Consider the following 17,820-nt stretch of genomic DNA (forward strand, 5'->3'; position numbering starts at 1 on the left):
GGAACGGCGCCTAGCGGCTGGCCTGGGAGTTGGCAGCCATCTCGCGGGCAATGATCATCTTCATCACTTCGATGGAACCACCGGCGATCTTGGTGATGCGCGCATCGGCATAGGCGCGCGCGATGGGGTATTCCCACATATAGCCCCAGCCACCGAAAAGCTGCAGGCATTCATCAGCCGCCTTGCAGTGCAGCTCGGTGGTGATCATCTTGGCCATGGCGGCATCCACGGGATCCAGCTTGCCGGCCATGAACAGTTCGATGCATTTATCGGTGAAAACGCGGGCGGCCGTGGCCTGCGTCTTCAGCTCGGCCAGCTTGAACTGCGTATTCTGGAAATCGAAAATACGCTGGCCGAAGGCTTCGCGCTGCTGCGTGTAGGCGACTGTCCATTCGATGATCACCTCGGCCACGGTCGCCGAGCGCACGGCCTGGGCCAGGCGCTCTTGCGAAAGCTTGGTCATCATCAGCGCGAAGCCACGCCCTTCCTGGCCCAGCATGTTGGTGGCCGGAATGCGAACATTCTCGAAGAACAATTCGGATGTATCCTGCGCATGCATGCCGAGCTTCTCGAGGTTGCGGCCGCGGCGAAAACCTTCGCGGTCGCCTTCCACCAGGAACAGCGTGATGCCCTTGGCGCCGGCATCCTTGTCGGTCTTGGTCGCCAGCACCAGGATGTCGCAAAGCTGGCCATTGGAGATGAACACCTTCTGGCCATTGATGACAAAGTCATCGCCGTCACGCGTCGCCCTGGTGCGGATCGCCTTCAGGTCGGAACCGGCATGGGGCTCGGTCATGCCGAGCGAGCCGATGGCCTCGCCCGCCACCATCTTGGGCAGCCATTTGCGCTTCTGCTCTTCGGTGCCGAAGGTGAGGATGTAGGTGGCGACAAGATCGGTGTGGATCAGGAAGCCCGGGCCGCTGGCGCCGACGCGCCACAATTCCTCGAACACGATCACATCGAACAGATAGTCGAGGCCGAGACCACCATACTCTTCTGGCACGGTGCAGCAGAGCATCCCTTGCGCGCCGGCCTTGAGCCAGAGCTCGCGCGGCACGATGCCGTCCTTCTCCCACTGGGCGTGGTGGGGAACGATTTCCTTTTCGACAAAGCGGCGCACGGTTTCCCGGAAGATCCGGTGCTCTTCGCGAAATAGGGTCCGTTCGATCATGCCGGCGCTTCCTCTTTGGTATGCTAGCGTACTTTACGTATCACTTTATATTCTTGTACGCAAGCTTACCAAGTCGGCTGCGAGGCTAGAAAACTGCTTAAATCCTGCTGGAATTCCGGAGCGGCGATGGCGATCAGCGCCTCGGCTCGGCCCTGGCGGCCGAGGCCGCGTAGATCGGCCGTGCCATGCTCGGTCACCACGATGTCGGTATCGAAACGGCCGAGCGAGACCGGGCCTCGGGCCTGGTCCGGGCGGATGATGCGGCTGGATTTTCCGGCCGTAGCGGGCAGTACCAGCATTCGCAGCCCATCCTGCCCACGCGCGCCCGCCGCAAAATCCGATGCGCCGCCGGGACCGGAAATCAGTCCCTTGGGCATCGCCTCGGCATAAGCCTGGCCCAGCAGGTCGATCTCGATGGCGGAATTGATGGTGACGAAGCGATCCAGCCCGGCCAACACACGGATATCGTGCGTGTAGGATGGCGGTCGGAAGCGGAAGGCTGCGCCGCTCACGGCGTCATAGAGCCGCCGCGTGCCGATGGCGACGCCGGCGGTGATGGGGCCGTCCGCCCGCATCGCCCCGGCCTCCAGCAGATGCAAAGTGGAATCGCCGATCAGGCCCGAATGAATGGCGAGGTTGCGGTGGTTGGTTAGCGCGCGCAGCACCGCCTCCGGCATGCGCCCCAATCCGGCCTGGATCGTCGCACCATCGGGAATGAGTTCCGCTGCAAGCGCGGCGATACGCTGCGCTGTTGCGTCATCACCGGGATCGGATTCCTTCAAAGGCTCCGGCGCTTCCGTATGGGCAGTCAACTCGCTGAAAGGGATGCCGCAGCCGCCGCGCGTCGCCGGCATCAATGGGTTGATATGCGCGATGCGCACCGGAATGGCGCGCCACAGATCGGCGAGGAAATCGGTGACGGTGCCGAAGCTGCAGATCCCGTCGGCATCGGGCGGCGAGACCATGAAGATAGCCGCACTTGGCGGATTGCGGAGCAGAGTGCGATGAATGTCGCGATAACAGAGCGGCAGGAAGTGTGTTTGCGCCGGGCGGGCTGCCAATTCCGGCAGCATGAAGAAACTTTGTACCTTGGCGCCAGCCGAGAGCAGCGGTTCGAGCCGGTTGATTGCCGGCACGAAGATGCCGGTGAATTCGGTATTGCTCAGATCACCTTGGGCAAGCTCCGCCTGCAGCAAAGCGGATTCGCCCGAGCAGCCATGCCACCAGACCATGCCCGCTTTGGGCAGGTGGTGGCCAAGCTCGCCCGGGCGGAGCTGTGCTGGCGCCACGCCTTACTCCACGAATTTGTGGAAGTCGGGCTTGCGCTTCTCGTTGAAGGCGTTGACACCTTCCTTGGATTCCGGCGTGGCGTAGTAAAGCTTCACGGCATGCAGCGCCATGTTCGAGATGCCGCGAATGGCATCGGAATCGGCGTTGAACGAGCGCTTGAGGAAAGCCAGCGCGGTGGGTGAGCGTTCCGCCAGCTTGTTGGTCCAGTCGGTCACCGCCGCATCCAGTTCGGCCATCGGCACTACTTTGTTCACCAGGCCCATATCCGCGGCCTGCTGCGCGGTGTAGCGCTCGTTCAGGAACCAGATTTCCCGCGCCTTCTTGTCGCCGACATGGCGTGCCAGGAACGCGGTGCCCCAGCCGGCATCGAAAGAGCCGACCTTGGGGCCGACCTGGCCGAATTGCGCGCTCTCGGCGGCGATGGTGAGGTCGCAAAGCGTGGCCAGTACATTGCCGCCGCCAATGGCGAAGCCGTTCACGCGGGCGATCACGGGCTTGGGCACATCGCGGATGATGCTCTGCAATTCGTCGATCGGCAGGCCGACCACGCCGCGGCCATCGTAATTGCCCTCATGCGCCGATTGGTCACCGCCGGTGCAGAAGGCCTTGTCGCCCGCGCCGGTGAGTACGATGCTGGCGACGTTCTTGTCGTTGCCCGCAATCTGGAAAGCTTGAATCAGCTCTTCAACGGTGCGGCCACGGAAAGCGTTATAGACCTTCGGCCGGTTGATGATGATCCAGGCGGCGCGACCGCGCACGTCATAGATCAGGTCTTCGAACTTGGTCTCGGCCATTTCACTTGCTCCTTGCATCATTGAGAGTGTTGCTGTCAGTAGGAAACCGCTGCGCGGCCTATACGCTGCCGCGCAATGATCTGCTTCATAATGCCGGCGGTGCCGTCGCCGATCTCCAGGCCCATCACATCGCGCATGCGCTGCTGGTGCGGCAGATCCTTGGACCAGCCATAATGGCCGAAGGTCAGCAGGCATTGATGGATCACATCGAAGGCAGTGCGGGGTCCGAGCCACTTCACCATCGCCGCTTCCGCCGTATGCGGCAAGCCGGCCTCGCGCAGTGCGAGGGTGTGATAGGAGAGCTGCCGCGCCGCCGCGATATGGGTTTCGCCCTCTGCCAGCGGGAAAGTGACACCCTGGAACTGCCCGATGGGACGGCCAAATGCCTCGCGTTCCTTGGCATAAGCCCAGGCTTCATCCAGCGACGCCTGGGCGGCGCCGCAGCATTGCAGCGCGATCAGCGCGCGGCTGTAGTCGAAGCCCTGCATCACTTGGGTGAAGCCCTTGCCTTCAGCGCCAATCAGACAATGCGCCGGCACCCGCACGTCGTCGAAGAACACCGATCCGCGGCCGATCACCGCACCACCCAGGTCGTCGAATTTCGTGCGCGTGATGCCTCTGGTACCTTCCGGAATGAAGAAGGCGGAAACACCCTTGGCGCCTTCGTCGGGCGCACCGGTGCGGGCGAAAACCAAGAAGACATCGGCGCTTGCGGCGAAGGTGATGGATGTCTTCTCGCCGTTGAGCACATAGCTGTCGCCATCCCGGCGGGCGCGGAGCTGGACATTGGCGGCATCCGAGCCGCCACGCGGCTCGGTCAGGCAGATGGCCGTGATGACCTCGCCGCGGATCATTTTCGGCACGGCGGCTTCAATCACCTGGCGCGTTGCGTGCCGCAGCAGGATCGCGGCATTCAGGGAAACGCCCACGGGCAGGGCGGAGATATTGAAGTCGCCATAGGCCAGCTCTTCGGCGATGATGCCGGCGGTGATTGAACTGGCGCCCAGCCCGCCGAGTTTTTCCGGCAGATCGACGCCGAGAAAGCCGAGCTCGCCCATTTCGCGGACTAGGTCACGGTCGAGAATGCCGTCTTTCTCGCGCTTTTGATAATCGGGCAGCAAGCGTTCGCGGGCGAAACGGCGCGCGGCTTCCTGAAGCGCCTGTTGATCAGCGTTTGGGATCATTTTCTCTCCTCCCTGGGCCGCAGGCTGCCATCATTCCCTAGCCTGCAGGTTGGAAATTAGTTTGCTACATTATAGTAAGTATGTAATACTTCTTTTCAGGACAATCAAGCCCGGTAAGGGGGCGTATGTCATCACGCTGGCAAACCCTCGAGATTGCCGTGTCGCCTGAGGGTTTCGCCACCCTGGCGCTGAACCGGCCCGATGCGCGCAATACACTCACCATCGCCTTGCGTAAGGAACTGCACCAGGCGGTCGCCACCCTGGCTGCTGATCCGCAGGTTCGCGTGCTGATCCTGACCGCGCGCGGTGAAATTTTCTCGGCCGGCCTGGATCTAGCGGAATGGGGCGAGGGGACCGCTGCCTCAGCCTACGACCACGATGCCGTTGCCGCGATTAGCCAGTTCAAGGGCCCGATCATCGGCGCGATCAACGGTGCCGCCGTCACCGGCGGCCTCGAGCTGGCATTGGCCTGCGATCTCCTGATCGCCGCGGATTCTGCGCGTTTCGCCGATACTCATGTGCGGGTTGGCCTGCTGCCGGGCTGGGGTGGATCGGTGCGGCTGGCGAAGCGCGTCGGGCTCGCGCGTGCGATGGACATGGCCCTGACGGCGCGGTTCGTCGATGCCGCGGAGGCATTGAGCTGGGGCCTCGTGAACCAGGTGGTGGCGCCATTCGAGCTCTCTGCCGCCGCCGAAGCCCTGGCGCGGCAGCTTCTGGCGGCGGTCCCGGCCGGCCTTGCGGCCTACCGGCGCCTGCTGTGGGAACAAGCAGACATGCCCCTTGCCGATGCCATCGCCCATGAACGCGCCGCCTCCATCGCCATGAACCGGGGGGTGACTCAAGAAGAGCTGCTTCGCCGCCTCGCGGCTCTGAAGCGGCGCGGCTGAGCCCACGCTCCGCCAGCGCGGGTGGTAAACGGCGTCTCCCTCGAAAAAACAGGTAGCCAAGTTATCATAAGGTAGATTACTATAATCCTGGTGGTGCCGAAAACGGTATCCCAAGGGAACAAAATAAACAGCGCATAAACTGCTGGAGGAAACAAAGGGATGGTATTGGCGGCGGCTGCCATACCCGCATCGGGCCAGAGAAACTCGAATGATCCGGTAATCGAACTCCGGCATGTCGAGCTGAGCTTCGGCGGCATCAAGGCGCTGCAGGACGTGAGCCTTACCGCCCGGCGCGGTGAAATCACCGCCATCATCGGACCCAACGGAGCGGGGAAGACCAGCGTCTTCAATACGATTTCCGGTTTCTACAAGCCCAAGGCGGGCCAGATCCTGTTCGAGGGGCGCGACATGGCCGCCGAGCCGGTGCATGGCCGCGCCGCCCAGGGCATGGCGCGCACCTTCCAGAACATCGCGCTCTTCCGCGGCATGACCGTGCTCGACAACATCAAGCTTGGCGCGCATCACGAAATGAAGGCGGGCCTGCTATCCGCGCTCTGCTATTCGTCCGCCGCCCGGCGCGAAGAGATGGCGCTGCGGGCCGAGATTGAACATCGCGTGATCGATTTTCTCGAGATTGATCATATCCGCCATCAGCCGGTGGCCACGCTCTCCTACGGTTTGCAGAAAAGAGTGGAACTGGCGCGCGCGTTGGCCATGCGCCCGCGCGTGCTGCTGCTCGACGAGCCGGTGGCGGGCATGAATAGCGAGGAAACCGAAGACATGGCCCGCTTCATCCTGGATGTGCAGGAAGAATGGGGCATCTCGATACTACTGGTGGAGCACAATATGGGCATGGTCATGGACATCTCCAGCCATGTCGTCGTGCTGAACTTCGGCCAGGTGATTGCGGACGGCACCCCTGACGACGTGCGCCGCCACCCGGACGTGGTCCGTGCCTATCTTGGCCAGGATGGGGTGTGAAAGCGGCTGATGGATAACCTCTATATCTTCCTCGAATTCTCGATCATTGGCCTGCTGGCCGGTGGCGTGCTGTCGCTCATCGGGCTGAGCTTCGTGCTGGTTTACAAGGGTACGCGAGCCGTCAATTTCGCCGTCGGCGAGATCATGATCCTTGGTGCCTATCTCTACTACAGCGCCAATGTCTGGCTTGGCCTTCACCCTGTTCTCGCGCTCATTGTCAGCGGCGCCTGCATTGTTCTGCTTACCGCAGTTCTCGAGCGCACGGTGCTGAGGCCCTTGAGCGGGCAGCCGGTGGTGGCAATGCTGATGGTGACAATTGGCCTCGCCAGTGCGATGCATGGCGCGGTCGAGATGATCTGGGGTGGCGATACCTTGACGCCGCCGCCGCTGACGCCGCGCACGCCCCTGACCACCGATGCGATATTCATTCCCGGCGCCGCGATCGGCAATTTCCTCATGGCTGCCGCCGTGATCGCCGCTTTCCTCATCTTCTTCCGCTACTCGAAGACCGGCGTTGCGTTGCGCGCCACCGCCAGTGATCAAGTGACGGCCGCGACCATGGGGATCGACATCTATCGCACGCAAAGGCTGACCTGGGCACTTGCCGGACTGGTCGGCGCCTTCGCCGGAATCCTGATCGCCACTGCCTCCGGCCTTTCACCGCTGCTGGCTTCCAGCGCGCTGACCGTTTTCGCGGTGATCATCCTCGGCGGCCTCGACAGCATCCTGGGCGTGATTGTGGCCAGCCTGATCATCGCCTGGCTGGAAAGCTTGGTGGCGGGCTACATCAGCGGCAAGGCGCGCGACATCGTTCCCTATGCCGTCGTTATCCTTGTTCTCATCGTGCGGCCTTATGGATTGTTCGGCATGCGCGAAATCGAGAGGCTTTGAGCAGATGCGTAGTGGCGTATTCCATCAGGATTATCGCTCGGAAGAGCAGCTCTGGGATTCCACGACCAAGAAAGTGTGGTTCGCTGGATTGCTGGTAGCGCTGCTGTTCATGCCGCTGCTGATGAGTGACTACCTGGTGGCGATGGCCTGTATCGTCGGTATCCACTTGGTGGCGACGCTCGGCCTGAATATCACCACCGGCAATGCTGGCCAGATCTCGCTCAGCCATGCGGCTTTCATGGGCCTCGGCTGCTATTCGGTGGCATGGCTGGGCAAGTTCGGCGTGCCGTTCTTCATTGCGCTGCCGCTGGCTGGCGGCGTTGCGGCATTGGCCGGCATTCTGGTGGGCATTCCTTCGCTACGCATCAAAGGCCTCTACCTCGCCATCGCCACGTTAGCGGCGCACTTCATTCTCTCCTTCATCTATCGCGAATGGATCAGTGTCACCGGCGGCGTTGGCGGAATCGACATTCCCCGCCCTGGGGTGTTCGACTGGAAGATCCGTGGTGACCGTCAGGTCTACTACCTGATCCTTGCCTGCGTGCTGATCCTCGGTCTGGCGGCGGCTAACCTTGGGCGCACCTATGTGGGTCGTGCCTTCATCGCCGTCCGCGACCGGGATATCTCCGCTGAAATCCTCGGCGTAAGCCTGTTCCGGTACAAGCTGCTGGCCTTCTCGCTCGGCTCTTTCTACGCCGGCGTGGCCGGCGCGCTGATGGGCTACTTCTATGGCGCTGTGACGCCGGCCTTCTTCGAGTTCAATCTCGCGGTCTTCTACCTGGCCGCGATCATCCTCGGCGGCCTCGGCAGTGTGCTTGGAAGTGTGCTGGGTGCGGTTTTCATGACCTTCGTGCCGGAGCTGCTCCGCCTCCTGGTCAACTCGGTGACGGCCTATCTGCCCGCAGCCAGCGGCATGCTGCTGCCACTTGGGCAGGTGGTGTTTGGCCTGCTGATCATCATCTTCCTCGTCTTCGAGCCGCATGGTCTCGCGGAAATCTGGTCCCGCATTCGCAGGACCTATGAAATCTGGCCCTTCAAAACGTAACCACAAGCACAAACCTGGGAGGATTAAATGACCAACACCACAAGAAGGACTCTGCTCAAAAGCGTTGGCATATCGGCTTTCGCCATGCCGTTCCTGTCCAAGGGGCTGTATGCGCAAAGCGACAAGGCTCCCGTCGTTATCGCGGGCGCCCAGCCGTTGACGGGTATCTTCTCGTTCGCTGGTGTGGATATGCACCGCGGCCTCGATGAATACGTGAAGTGGCAGAATGCCAATGGCGGCATCGCGGGCCGCCCGCTGCGCTACGTGTTCGAGGATACCGGCTTCAAGCTGGATCAGGGCGTCGCCGTGGTGAAGAAGCTGATGGCATCGGACAAGCCCAACTTCTTCTATATCGACGGCACGCCGTTGGTGAAGGCCACTGCGCGAGACCTTCAGGAATCCGGTCATGTCATGTCCACCAGCACTTCCTGCGCGGAAGTGCTGTGCGATCCGGTGAACATGCCGCAGCATTTCCTGGCTTCGCCCACCTACGCCTCGATGCTCTCGATCCTGATGGAGCATATTTCCCGCCAGGCAAAAGGCGGTGCCAAGCCGACGGTCGCGCTGGTCTACTCGGACACCGAGTTCGGCCGCGACGGCATTCCCGGCGCCAAGGCGCGCGCCGAGAAGCTTGGCATTCCGATCGTGCTGGAGATCGTCACCAAGCAATCCGGTATCGACGTGGCACCGGAAGTGGCGCGCCTGCGCCGGGCGCGGCCGGACTACGTCATCTTCCAAGGCTATGTGCTGGCGCCGATTCCGGAATTCGTGAAGCAGATGACGGAAGCGGGCCTCAAGAGTCAGGTGCTCGGTACCATCTGGTCGATGAGCGCGGTGACATATAATGCGCTGGCGGCGCTGAATGCGGACTGGATGGGCGTGATGCCCTATGCTTATGGCCACGATAAGGATTCGAAGTCGATGGCCGATATCCGCAAGCAGTTCGCCGCCGCCTATCCGGACGTGAAGGACGTTTCGCCCTTCGTCGTGCATGGTTGGTTGTCGGGCATGATCTTCGGCGAAATCGCGCGGCGCTGCATCACCGCCGACAAGCCGCTGACGCTGCCCAACATGCAGGCGGCCTTGAAGTCGATCACCGCAATGGACACCGGCGGGATTTCCGGCTTGCCGGTCAATCTAAGCAGCCACCAGATCGCCTCCGGGCGCCTGTACAGGCTCAATCAGGGTACGAAGCAGATGGATCCGGCCAGCGACTGGATTGCGCTCTGAAAATGACGGCGGATGCGGTCAAAGCTCTCTCGATCGAGAATATCGAGGTCGTCTATCACCAGAATGTACAAGCCCTTCGGGGTCTGTCCATTGTGGTGCCGGATGGCCAGATCGTTGCTCTTCTCGGATCGAATGGTGCCGGCAAGAGCACCACGCTTAAGGCCGCATCCGGCATTCTGCCGCTGCAGAACGGCCGGGTGAGCAGCGGCAGGATCCGTTTCTTCGGTGAGGACATCAGGGATTGGAAGACCCATGAGCTGCCGCGCCGGGGCATGGCCCATGTACGCGAGGGCCGGCATGTTTTCGATGACATGACGGTGGAGGAGAATCTGATCGCCGCCGGCAATGCTCTGATCGGCCGCCGCGATCAGAAGCCGGATATCGACATGGCCTATGGCTATTTTCCGCGCCTCAAGGAACGCCGCAAGCAGACTGCCGGCTATCTGTCTGGCGGCGAGCAGCAGATGCTGGCAATTGGGCGTGCCTTGGTCGGACGGCCGCGCCTGATTCTGCTCGATGAACCATCGCTTGGCCTGGCGCCTCTGGTGGTGGCCGATATTTTCGAAATCATTCAGCGCATAAATGCCGAGCAGGGGGTCGCGATCCTGGTCGTGGAGCAGAATGCGCGCGTGGCACTCGGCGTCGCGTCTTATGGCTACATCATGGAAAATGGCCGCATCGTGATCGATGGCGACCGGAACAAGCTGGTCAACGATCCGGATGTGCAGCGTTTCTATCTTGGACATGGAGCCGATGGTGGCGGCCGCATGAACTTCCGTGAAGTCAAACACTACAAGCGTCGTAAGCGGTGGCTATCCTGACATGAACCAGATTGCTTCCACCACCAAGGGTGCCGCGCCGCCAACCTTGCCTCAGAGCCTGCGGGACTGGGCGCAACGGCATCCGGGCAAGGTTGCCATCCGCCAGAAGGAATATGGTATCTGGCAGCCCAGAACCTGGGCGGAATACTACGATACTTCACGCCTCTTCGGCCTCGGTCTGATCGATCTCGGTGCGCGGCGCGGCGAGAATATCGCCATCCTGTGCGAGAACCGCTACGAGTGGGTGTTCTCGCAAGTGGGTGTTGGCATGATGGGTGGTGTTGTGGCGGGTATATACCCTACATCGCCAGCGCCCGAGGTCGAGTATCTGATTGCCTTGTCGCAAGCGCCAATCGTGATCTGCGAAGACCAGGAGCAGCTCGACAAGGTGCTCGAGATTCGCTCCCGTCTGCCGGAGCTTCGCACGATTATCGTCATCGATCCTCGCGGGCTGCGCAATTACGACAAGACCGGCATCCATACCTATGACGACGTGATCGCCCGTGGCCGTCAGCGCGATGCAACGCATCCGGGCGAGCTGGAGGCGTGCATTGCCGCGCAGAATCCAGACGATATCGCCTTGATCGTCTTCACCTCGGGCTCCACTGGACGGCCTAAGGCCGCGATGATGAGTTGGCGGAGCCTGCATGCAGCTGCCAGCGGGCTGAATTCTGGCCTGTCCTGCACGACGCACGACCAGCTCGTATCGTATCTGCCGCTCTGTCATGTGGCCGAGCAGATGTTCTCGGTCTTCGTTCCGATCCAGACCGGCGCGGTGGTGAATTTTGCCGAGAGCCTGCGCACCGTCCAGGAGGATGTCCGCGAGATGGCGCCGAGGGTGTTCTTCGGTGTTCCGCGCATCTGGGAGAAGTTCCACGCGGGAATCCAGACCAAGCTGACTCAGGCCGGCGGCCTCCGCCTTTGGCTGTATAACCGGATGCTGGAATCCACAGAGGGGTTTCGAGGCAAGCCGCGCAGCCAATGGAGCCTGGTACAGAATCTTATCTGGTGTTTCTGGTATCCGCTGATCTTGCGGCCTTTGGTGAATTTCGTCGGTCTGCGGCATTGCCGCATCGCGGTTTCATCGGGTGCGCCGGTGGCGCCGGAGATATTGTACTTCTTCCGCTTCCTGGGCGTGCCGGTGCGCGAGGCTTACGGTCTTACGGAAGCCTCGGGCGCCACCACCATGCAGATGAGCGAGGAGTCGCCGGTGGGATCGGCCGGCAGCCCGTATCCCGGGGTTGAGCTGAAGCTTGCCGAGGATGGTGAGATCCTCATTCGCGGCGACATGGTGTTTAAGGGCTATTACCGCAACAGTGAGGCCACGGCCGAGGCGATTGATGCCGAGGGCTGGCTGCATACCGGCGACGTGGCACGGTGGGAGGATGGCGCGCAGACGGAGCTGCGCATCATCGACCGCAAGAAGGACATCATGATCACGGCCGGTGGCAAGAACATCTCGCCGTCCGAGATCGAGAATGCCTTGCGCTTCTCACCTTATATCAGTCAGGCCATTATCGTCGCGGATCGCCGCCGGTTTGTCTCGGCCCTGCTGCAGATCGAGTTCGATGCCGTGAGCGCCTGGGCTGAGTCCCGCAATCTGGCCTTCACCAATTATCGCAGCCTGGCCGAGATGCCTGAGGTGCGGGACTTGATCCAGGCTGAGGTGGACAAAGTGAACGACGCCATGCCGCGGGTGCAGCAGGTGCGCAAGTTCCACATCTTCGTGAAGGAACTGGATCACGATGATGGTGAAGTGACCGCCACGATGAAAATCAAGCGTAAGAGCATCACCGAAGCCTATACGGATGTGATCGAGGCGATCTATGCCTAGCGGGCAGGAGGTCAATCTCGACCTGCGCGACGACGGCATTGCGATACTCTGGCTCAACAGGCCCGCCAAGCTGAACGCCCTGGCAGATGACATGGTCGAGCGGATGCTTGTACTGCTCGATGAAGTGGCGGCCAGCCATACGCGGGTTTTGATCGTGACCGGTAACGGCAAAGGCTTTTGTGCTGGCTTCGACCTTTCCCTTGCTGCATTCGCCGGTGAGGAGGCGAGCGATCAAGAGGCCGTGGCCGGCGCCTGGATGGCGCGGCAGGAGCGCTACGCAGCCCTTGTCACACGATTGCGCGGTATTCCGCAGCCCACGATTGCGGCGGTGAACGGTGCTGCCTGTGGTGCTGGCCTGGGCTTGGCATTGGCTTGCGACATCCGCATTGCCAGCCATGCAGCCAAGTTCAATAGCGCGTTCATTCAGGTTGGCATGTCGAGCTGTGATATCGGCGTCAGCTACCTGTTGCCGCGCGCCATTGGCACGACGCGCGCCTTTGAGCTGATGCTGACGGGGCGCATGGTGAAGGCCAGCGAAGCCGAGCGCATCGGCCTGGTGTCGCAGCTGGTGCACCAGGAAGCGCTGATGGATACCGCCTTGGCCCTCGGCGGCCAGATCGCCGCCAATGGCAAGCTGGCCACCTGGATGACCAAGCGCGGGATGTGGGCCAATCTCGAGGCGGGCAGTCTTGCCGCCGCCTTGGAGCTGGAAAACCGGACGCAGATCCTGATGCGTGGGACCGGCGGGTTGCTCAAGCGGGCAAAGGCCCGCGGCTTTGTGAAGGAATGAGCGCCGGAGCGCCCATTCTTTGCGAAGAATCAGATCATGTTCAGGCCGCCGGAGACCGAGAAGGTCTGGCCGGTGATGTAGCCCGCATCCGAAGACGCCAGGAAGGCGACGATGCCTGCGTAGTCCTCTGGCTCGCCCATGCGCTTCAGCGGGATGCCGCGCACCATGGCATCTTTCCATTTCACGGCCTGTTCGCCGGCACCGAGCACCTGCTGCATCATCGGCGTGTTGGTCGGGCCGGGGCAGACGGCGTTGAGCAGCACGTTGTTGCGCGCCAACTCGCGGGCCATCGACTTGGTGAAAGCGATGACGCCGCCCTTGCACGCGGAATAGACGGCTTCGGTCGCGGTGCCGACGCGCGCTGCGTCGGAGGCGATGTTGACGACGCGCCCGCCACTGCGCTGGACCATGCCGGGGCAGACCGCCTTATGCAGGTTCAGCGGCCCCATCAGGTTGATGCTGATGATTTTGTTCCACAGCGCGGTATCGGTGCTGAGGAAGGGCGCGGGCTGATCCCAGCCGGCATTATTGACCAGCAGCCAGACCGGGCCCAGATCGGATTCTACCGCCGCCACGGCTGCGTTCACGGCGGCCTGGTCGCTCACATCGAGGCCATAGACCTTCACATTGCCGCCAGCGGCGCGGGCGGCCTGGGCTGTTTCTTCCGCCGCCTCCGGGCGCAGGTCAAAGACGGCAACCGGGCAGCCTTCGGCCGCCAGGCGCAGGGTGATCGCCCGGCCGATGCCTTGGCCGCCGCCAGTGACGATGGCGATTTTCCCTTTTATATCATTCATTTGCTTGCCTCTTGCGTTTCCCCGGAGCGACTTCCATGGAGTGGAAATCAATCCATGTGCTAATAATATGCTTGCGTACGGTACGCTTGCAAGGTATTTTTTCGACCGTCGGGAGGATTGGTAATGACGGCGAAATCACTGCACGGCGTGGCCGGCTACCTGCCACTGTTGCGCTTCGAGCAGGCGGTTGCCAAGGCTGAGCTGCGCTGGGCGGGTCTGGGCGGCGCGGGCAAGGGCCGCCGCGCGGTTGCCGGCTGGGATGAGGACGCGCTCACCCAAGCCGTGGAAGCCGCCAGGCTGGTGCTGCCCGCTGATGCCGCAAAGGCCGTCACCCGGGTCACATTCGCCTCGACCTCGGCTGCTTTCACCGATCGCTCCCAGGCCGGCATCCTGGTGGATGCGCTGCAGTTTGATCGCGGCGCCGATGCGCTTGATGTCGCCGGCTCAAGGCGCGGCGCGGTGGCGGCGCTGTCGCGCGCGCTCCGTGGCGCGGCCCCGGGCGCTGAACTGATTGCCGCTGGCGAAAAGCGTGTGGCGCAGCCCGGCAGCATGCCGCATCTCGCCTGGGGCGATGGCGGCGCGGCAGCCATCGTCGGGGATGGCCCCGGCATCGCGCGGCTGCTTGGTGCCGCCAGCATCAATGCCGATCTGCTCGATAGCTACACATCGGCTGGCCGTGGCTTGCCCTATGTCACTGAAGAACGCTTCGTGCGCGATAGTGCGGTAGCCGATATCTATGTGCCAGTGATCAAGCACGCGCTCGGCGCTGCCAAGATCAGCGGCGCCGATATAGCTTATGCCATCGTGCCGGAGCCGGTCGGCGGCACGTATGCGGCGGCAGCCCGCACGCTTGGCCTTAAGGCACCGAATATCTGCGACGAGATAGCGGTGGAAGCAGGCGAGCTTGGCGCCGCGATGCCGCTTTTTGGCCTTGGCCTGGCATTGGAGCGCGCAGCAATAGGCGATCGTGTCTTGCTGGTTGGCTTTGGCAACGGCGCCGAGGTGCTGGTGCTGGAAGTTACTGCGGCGAGCAGCGGGCAAGCCACAAGCCAGATGCTTGGCAACGGCCAGGCTTTGCGCAGCTATTCACGCTTCCTCAGCCTCACTGGCATGCTGCCGCTGGAATGGGGCCCGCGCGCGGAAGTGAATCAAAAGACCAATGCGTCGGTGCTAGCGCGCCACGGCCGCGATATGCATGGTTTTGTCGGCGGCCGCGATGCGCGCGGGAACGTGCAATTCCCGAAAACGCCGATGCCAGTATCGCCCGAGGCGACCGGTCCGGAGTCTTATGAAGATGTCGTTCTGCGTGATGTGCCGGCCAAGGTGGCCTCGATCACCGCCGACCGGCTGAATTTCACACCGGACCCGCCATTCTATTTCGGTCTCGTGCAGTTCGAGAACGGCGCCCGCGTGGCCATGGAGATCTGCGACGTGGAAGGGGCAACGCCCGCCGTTGGCGATCCGCTGCGCATGCGCTTCCGGATCAAGGCGATCGACCGCCAGCGGGATTTCCGCACGTATTTCTGGAAAGGCGCGCCTGCCAACCGGCCGCAGGCTGCGGGGGAGGGCGCGTAATGGCGAGCGGCATCAAGGACAAGGTGGTTATTGCCGGCATGGGCTGCACCCGTTTTGGCGAGCGCTGGGATGCGAGTTCCGACATGTTGATGGTCGAGGCCTTCCAGGAGGCTTTGCAAGATGCGGGCATCGAGCGCCAGCAGATCGACGCGGCCTGGTTCGGTGCCGCGCTGGATGATGTCAATGTCGGTAATTCGGCGATTCCGCTCGCCACTGCCCTGCGCCTGCCGCCGATGCCGGTAACCCGCGTGGAAAACATGTGCGCCACCGGCACCGAGGCGTTGCGTGGTGCGATCTATGCCGTGGCATCCGGCGCCTGCGACATCGCGCTCGCAATGGGCGTGGAGAAGCTGAAAGACACCGGCTTCGGCGGCCTGCCGATCCGTACCAAGGGTTCGGTGAACGATCTCTGGATGCCCTATGGCTCAGCGCCCGGCACTTTCGCGCAGCTCGCAGGTGCCTACGCCGCGCGGCACGGCATCGCGGCCTCCGATCTCAAGCGCGCCATGGCGCATGTGTCGTGGAAAAGCCATCAGAATGGCGCCTTGAGCGAGAAGGCGCATCTGCGCAAGGCGGTGGCCATGGATGCCATCCTGAATGCGCCGATGATTGCCGACCCGCTTGGCCTATTTGATTGCTGCGGTGTTTCCGATGGTGCCGCCTGCGCCATTGTCACCACGCCCGATATTGCCCGCGGCCTAGGTAAGCGCGATCTCGTCGCGGTCAAATCCGTGCAGCTCTGCGCCTCGAATGGCTGGGAGATGCAGTACCACGCCTGGGATGGTTCCTATGTGCGCAACACCCGCGTCGCCGCCAGCCGTGCCTATGGCGAGGCGGGTTTGAGCAATCCGCGCGCCGACCTCAAGCTGACCGAAGTGCATGACTGTTTCTCGATCACCGAACTGGTGACCATGGAGGATCTAGGCCTCTCCGATGAAGGGCGCGCACCTTTCGACATTCTGGATGGCCGTTTTGATCGTGAAGGGGCGCTGCCCTGCCAGGCCGATGGCGGCCTCAAATGCTTCGGCCATCCGGTCGGCGCTTCCGGCCTCCGCATGGCCTACGAAGTTTATGGCCAGCTGCTTGGCCGTGCCGGTGCGCGCCAGATCAAGCAGATCGATTTCGGCCTGACCCATAATCTTGGCGGCCAGCCATCCAATAGCGTGGCGGCGGTGTCGATCCTGGGGCGGCTGGGCTAGGGGGGCAATATGGCTGGGCGCTATTACGAAGGGTTCACTGAAGGCGAAGTCATCAAGCATGATGTGCGCCGCACGGTGACCGAAACCGACAATGTGCTGTTTTCGACCCTGACGATGAATACCGCCGCGATCCATCTGGATCACGACTATTCCGCGCAGACCGAGTTCGGCAAGCCGCTGGTCAACAGCGTGTTCACGCTCGGCCTGGTGGTTGGCCTTTCGATCACCGATACCACGCTCGGCACCACGGTGGGCAATCTCGGCTGGGAGGATGTGCGTTTCCCCAAGCCGGTTTTCGTCGGCGACACGATTCGCGCTGAAACGGAAGTGATGGCTCTGCGCGAAAGCAAATCGCGCCCCACCCAGGGTATCGTCACTTTCCTGCATCGCGGCCTGAACCAGCGCGGCGAGGTGGTATGCGAGTGCCGCCGCCTGGCGTTGATGCTGCGGAGGCCGGCATGAAGTTCTGCTCGCTGCTCTTTGTGCCGGCGGATAGCGAGAAGAAATTTGCCAAGGCGCGCGAGACCGGCGCTGATGGCCTGATTCTGGATCTTGAGGATAGCGTGGCGCCGCCGGTCAAGGCCGCTGCCCGCGCGACTCTGGGCGGCTGGATCGATGCATCGTCAGGTCCGCGCGGCTGGGGTTTCTGGGTGCGTATCAATCCGTTCGATAGTGGCCTGGCGATGGACGATCTTGCCGCGGTCGTGCGCCCGGGCCTGGATGGCATCCTGCTGCCCAAAAGCAATGGTGGCCAGGATGTCGTGCGGCTCGGCCACTGCCTCGATGCCCTGGAGGCGCGTGCAGGCATGGCGCCGGGTCATGTGAAGATCATCGTCGTCGCCACCGAAACGGCACCAGCCATGTTCGCGCTGGGCAGCTATGCGCCAGCGCATCCGCGACTGGCAGCGCTTACTTGGGGCGCCGAAGACCTTGCCGCTGTGGTCGGCTCGACATCCAACAAGGATGAGAGCGGCGATTGGTCGGCCCCCTATCAGCTGGCTCGTTCACTCTGCCTGATGGGCGCGAGTGCCGCAGGTGTGCCGGCCCTGGATACGCTCTACGCCGATTTCCGCGATGATGATGGATTGGTGCGATCCTGCCGCCAGTCGCGGCGCGATGGCTTTGCCGGCCGGCTTGCGATTCATCCGGCGCAAGTGGCAGGCATCAAGCGCGCTTTCACGCCATCCCCCGAGGATGTGGCGCTGGCACACAAGGTGGTCGCCGCTTTCGAGGCCAATCCCGGCCTCGGCACAATTGGTATCGACGGCAAGATGTATGACATCCCGCATCTGAAACTGGCGCGCCGCACACTGGCGGCGGCAACCGAAGGGTAG

The 17,820-nt window shown here is 62.5% G+C and carries 17 protein-coding genes; 12 read left to right on the top strand and 5 right to left on the bottom strand.

All coding sequences use genetic code 11. The features are described from left to right. Positions 1-10 precede the first annotated feature (10 nt). The 4 genes from ACQY7X_RS08830 to ACQY7X_RS08845 all read right to left on the bottom strand — a co-directional run bounded on the left by ACQY7X_RS08830 (position 11) and on the right by ACQY7X_RS08845 (position 4,439). Positions 11-1,171 carry an acyl-CoA dehydrogenase family protein gene (locus ACQY7X_RS08830; RefSeq protein ID WP_428249536.1) on the bottom strand — a complete coding sequence of 387 codons (1,161 nt, stop codon included), beginning with the start codon at positions 1,169-1,171 and terminating at the stop codon, positions 11-13. 65 nt (positions 1,172-1,236) lie between these two features. After that, the gene (locus ACQY7X_RS08835; protein WP_428249537.1) at positions 1,237-2,460 is read right to left on the bottom strand and encodes an acetyl-CoA hydrolase/transferase family protein; all 1,224 of its coding nucleotides are present in this window, start codon (positions 2,458-2,460) and stop codon (positions 1,237-1,239) included. 3 nt (positions 2,461-2,463) lie between these two features. Beyond that, positions 2,464-3,255: an enoyl-CoA hydratase-related protein gene (locus ACQY7X_RS08840; RefSeq protein ID WP_428249538.1), complete on the bottom strand. Its 792-nt coding sequence runs from the start codon at positions 3,253-3,255 to the stop codon at positions 2,464-2,466. A 35-nt stretch (positions 3,256-3,290) separates the two neighbouring features. Then, positions 3,291-4,439, bottom strand: coding sequence for an acyl-CoA dehydrogenase family protein (locus ACQY7X_RS08845; RefSeq protein WP_428249539.1), 1,149 nt, complete (start codon positions 4,437-4,439; stop codon positions 3,291-3,293). Positions 4,440-4,564: 125 nt separating this feature from the next. On the opposite strand from ACQY7X_RS08845, the gene ACQY7X_RS08850 reads away from it, so the two are divergent. The 8 genes from ACQY7X_RS08850 (at position 4,565) to ACQY7X_RS08885 (ending at position 12,918) form a co-directional block, all read left to right on the top strand. Then, a complete protein-coding gene (locus tag ACQY7X_RS08850) occupies positions 4,565-5,326 on the top strand; it encodes an enoyl-CoA hydratase-related protein (RefSeq protein ID WP_428249540.1) in 762 nt (253 codons plus the stop codon). Between the two features lie 159 nt (positions 5,327-5,485). Continuing rightward, complete coding sequence (locus ACQY7X_RS08855) at positions 5,486-6,307, top strand: ABC transporter ATP-binding protein (RefSeq protein ID WP_428249541.1); 822 nt, start codon at positions 5,486-5,488, stop codon at positions 6,305-6,307. Positions 6,308-6,316: 9 nt separating this feature from the next. Then, positions 6,317-7,198: a branched-chain amino acid ABC transporter permease gene (locus ACQY7X_RS08860; protein WP_428249542.1), complete on the top strand. Its 882-nt coding sequence runs from the start codon at positions 6,317-6,319 to the stop codon at positions 7,196-7,198. A gap of 4 nt (positions 7,199-7,202) precedes the next feature. Then, positions 7,203-8,243 carry a branched-chain amino acid ABC transporter permease gene (locus ACQY7X_RS08865; protein ID WP_428249543.1) on the top strand — a complete coding sequence of 347 codons (1,041 nt, stop codon included), beginning with the start codon at positions 7,203-7,205 and terminating at the stop codon, positions 8,241-8,243. Positions 8,244-8,327: 84 nt separating this feature from the next. Beyond that, positions 8,328-9,473: an ABC transporter substrate-binding protein gene (locus ACQY7X_RS08870; RefSeq protein WP_428249544.1), complete on the top strand. Its 1,146-nt coding sequence runs from the start codon at positions 8,328-8,330 to the stop codon at positions 9,471-9,473. A gap of 2 nt (positions 9,474-9,475) precedes the next feature. Next, positions 9,476-10,294 carry an ABC transporter ATP-binding protein gene (locus ACQY7X_RS08875; RefSeq protein WP_428249545.1) on the top strand — a complete coding sequence of 273 codons (819 nt, stop codon included), beginning with the start codon at positions 9,476-9,478 and terminating at the stop codon, positions 10,292-10,294. Between the two features lies 1 nt (position 10,295). Then, positions 10,296-12,128 (top strand): AMP-dependent synthetase/ligase, encoded by a 1,833-nt coding sequence (locus tag ACQY7X_RS08880; RefSeq protein ID WP_428249546.1) that lies wholly within the window; start codon positions 10,296-10,298, stop codon positions 12,126-12,128. Further along, the gene (locus ACQY7X_RS08885) at positions 12,121-12,918 is read left to right on the top strand and encodes an enoyl-CoA hydratase/isomerase family protein (protein WP_428249547.1); all 798 of its coding nucleotides are present in this window, start codon (positions 12,121-12,123) and stop codon (positions 12,916-12,918) included. Before ACQY7X_RS08880 ends, ACQY7X_RS08885 begins: the two co-directional genes overlap by 8 nt. Before the next feature lie 29 nt (positions 12,919-12,947). Here ACQY7X_RS08885 and ACQY7X_RS08890 read toward each other — a convergent pair whose 3' ends face one another. After that, positions 12,948-13,712 carry a glucose 1-dehydrogenase gene (locus ACQY7X_RS08890; protein ID WP_428249548.1) on the bottom strand — a complete coding sequence of 255 codons (765 nt, stop codon included), beginning with the start codon at positions 13,710-13,712 and terminating at the stop codon, positions 12,948-12,950. Positions 13,713-13,835: 123 nt separating this feature from the next. On the opposite strand from ACQY7X_RS08890, the gene ACQY7X_RS08895 reads away from it, so the two are divergent. From ACQY7X_RS08895 to ACQY7X_RS08910, 4 genes are read left to right on the top strand one after another with little or no spacing between them, the layout of a single operon-like run. After that, the gene (locus tag ACQY7X_RS08895; RefSeq protein WP_428249549.1) at positions 13,836-15,287 is read left to right on the top strand and encodes a hypothetical protein; all 1,452 of its coding nucleotides are present in this window, start codon (positions 13,836-13,838) and stop codon (positions 15,285-15,287) included. Further along, a complete protein-coding gene (locus ACQY7X_RS08900; RefSeq protein WP_428249550.1) occupies positions 15,287-16,486 on the top strand; it encodes an acetyl-CoA acetyltransferase in 1,200 nt (399 codons plus the stop codon). Before ACQY7X_RS08895 ends, ACQY7X_RS08900 begins: the two co-directional genes overlap by 1 nt. Positions 16,487-16,495: 9 nt before the next feature. Beyond that, the gene (locus tag ACQY7X_RS08905; RefSeq protein ID WP_428249551.1) at positions 16,496-16,948 is read left to right on the top strand and encodes a MaoC family dehydratase; all 453 of its coding nucleotides are present in this window, start codon (positions 16,496-16,498) and stop codon (positions 16,946-16,948) included. Continuing rightward, a complete protein-coding gene (locus ACQY7X_RS08910) occupies positions 16,945-17,820 on the top strand; it encodes an HpcH/HpaI aldolase/citrate lyase family protein (RefSeq protein ID WP_428249552.1) in 876 nt (291 codons plus the stop codon). The genes ACQY7X_RS08905 and ACQY7X_RS08910 overlap by 4 nt, the downstream gene beginning before the upstream one ends.

Origin of the sequence: Ferrovibrio sp., from assembly GCF_965278975.1 — a bacterium.
Taxonomy (GTDB): domain Bacteria; phylum Pseudomonadota; class Alphaproteobacteria; order Ferrovibrionales; family Ferrovibrionaceae; genus Ferrovibrio.